2 protein-coding genes are annotated in these 2,098 nt (G+C 33.7%); both read right to left on the bottom strand.

Going from position 1 to position 2,098, the window contains the following annotated elements; translation table 11 throughout:
• Window positions 1-475: 475 nt before the first annotated feature.
• On the bottom strand, window positions 476-1,003 hold the full coding sequence (locus HED67_RS00015; RefSeq protein WP_330656639.1) for a nucleoside deaminase: 528 nt from the start codon (window positions 1,001-1,003) through the stop codon (window positions 476-478).
• Window positions 1,004-1,269: 266 nt separating this feature from the next.
• Window positions 1,270-1,914, bottom strand: coding sequence for a DUF1287 domain-containing protein (locus HED67_RS00010; protein ID WP_221717119.1), 645 nt, complete (start codon window positions 1,912-1,914; stop codon window positions 1,270-1,272).
• Window positions 1,915-2,098: the final 184 nt, after the last annotated feature.

Here is a 2,098-nt window from a genome sequence, read left to right as displayed (position 1 = left end):
TTTTACTTTGGTTTGTGTTCTTAAAAATTCTTTTTAGGAATTTTCGGGATTGTTTTGTTGTTCAATTATCAAAGTTCGTTGCCGCTCGTTTGAAGCAGCTTGTCTATTTTATCAAATCAGAAGAAGTTTGTCAACAACTTTTTTCATTTATTTTCAAATTTCTTTTTGATCTGACTGATTCTGTACTGTTTCGCGTTGTTCTCGCTGACAGCTTGTATATAATATCATCCCAGATTTAAATTGTCAACAGTTTTTTTGATTTTTTTAATAATATATCGAATTTTATTTCTCATATACACTAATTTGATTTTTTTAGTTATTGCTGCATATCCGTCTATATTATATTTATATTGTCAAAATTGTTTGTCCCAAACAAACGATACCCACCTATTTGCTGTCTTTCATAGCCGGATTTCAACCATGAATGGCATTATTATTTTACAATTGCGTAATTATTTTTGATCAATATACCCTATCAACCTTTTGCATGCGTATCAAAATAAGCCTTCAGAATCATGAGACTTTCGTTCCGAAGAATACCAGCTGTTACCTGTGGCTGCCAAAAGGAATTGTCAAAAACAATCTTTGAACAATTACATCCTTCGTTACCAAGTATCGCCTCTAAATCGCTATTGCTTGCACCGTATACTAATCGGCCTAATTTCACCCAGACCATTGCGCCACTGCACATAAAACACGGCTCACAGCTGGAATAAAGCGTATAGTCATGCAAATCTGTGATTGATGTCTTTGCACAGAATTCACGAATCAGTCCGGCTTCTCCATGAAAGGTCGGATCATGTCTTGTATAAATCTGATTTTCATTCGTAAATACAATTTCTTCATCTTTTACCAGCACCGCCCCAAAAGGCTCATTTCCATGTTCTACGGCAAGTTGTGAAAGACGAATAGCCTCGCGCATAAAAGATGCATCCTCCGGCTTTCCAGGGCTACTCAGGTCGTTAACTATATCTGAATTATATTCAAAAGATTCCTTTATCATCGATATCTCCTTCCACAACTATTATTTAAAATCTAATTCTATCATTCTTCATTCATTAATTCTACTGTTCTCTGTGATTTTCAATCATATTATTTCAACAGAAAAACCCCGGAAACCTTTCGGCCTCCGGGATCCTCTTACATTAATCATATTATCACGCATCTGTGAAAATATCAAAAAGTTCTTTTTCTATTAGAATATAGTCGCCCACTCAAACTGAAATTCACTTCTCCACATAATTGTTCTACATCATGTAAACGAATTCCTTAACTCATTCTATAATGTCCAACTATATCATGACGATATTCTAAAATGTCTTCTTCGTAATATTTCTGATAAAGATTCACATGGTGTATAACAAAATTGATGCCTTTTTTATTTCTATGATCTGATACGATTCCGATGTGATTTTTAAATACAACAATATCTCCACCTAGCCATTCTTCTATTTGATTGATATCCGTGGTAAGACTGATCGCATTCCTGTCAAAATATACTTTTAAGTTTTTAACTCTTCTAAAATCTATATTTTTATCAATGGTCTCTATGTCGTATAATTTTTTATTCGCTTCAATATCTTCATTGACTAATGTCATCAAATCATATCCTGCATCTTTTAATGCAAAAGCTACGACATCCGTACAAACACCATATCCATCGTTGGGATAACCTGTGTTGTAATATTTACTTTTATATTTAGGCTTCGTTTTTATGTAATTCTTTGCATTATTTAAGATATCTGTCTGGTCATCTATACCATCATGATCTTTGTCCGTATGGCTTTTGTAAGTTTCTATATTGAAATCTGCATTTGTGTATTTTCTATGCGGAATATAATTGAAACGATATAGCCCATAGAAACCAATCATTACGAGCACAAAAGCAGCAATCATCATTATTTTCTTCTTCATACATCCTCCATTCCAGCAAATGTCGATTTTTTTACATTATAGCATATTTTTATCTTGGATATACCTTTGACAAAAATAATAATACGCCACAAAAATAGCCGCCCCGGTCTGATCTGACCCCAAAAAGTTAGACAAATTTGAGAGCTAAGCTACAAGGGATTGAATCCTGTATTGTACAGGACTC

Origin of the sequence: Pseudocoprococcus catus, assembly GCF_019734885.1 — a bacterium.
Lineage (GTDB): Bacteria > Bacillota > Clostridia > Lachnospirales > Lachnospiraceae > Coprococcus_A > Coprococcus_A catus.
Note: the sequence above shows the minus strand (reverse complement) of the source record. Positions and strands in the feature narration are given on the sequence as shown.

Bases quoted from the DNA above. Each gene is read 5' to 3' on its own strand.
- HED67_RS00015 (WP_330656639.1), bottom strand. From the start codon at position 1,003: ATGATAAAGGAATCTTTTGAATATAATTCAGATATAGTTAACGACCTG.
- HED67_RS00010 (WP_221717119.1), bottom strand. From the start codon at position 1,914: ATGAAGAAGAAAATAATGATGATTGCTGCTTTTGTGCTCGTAATGATT.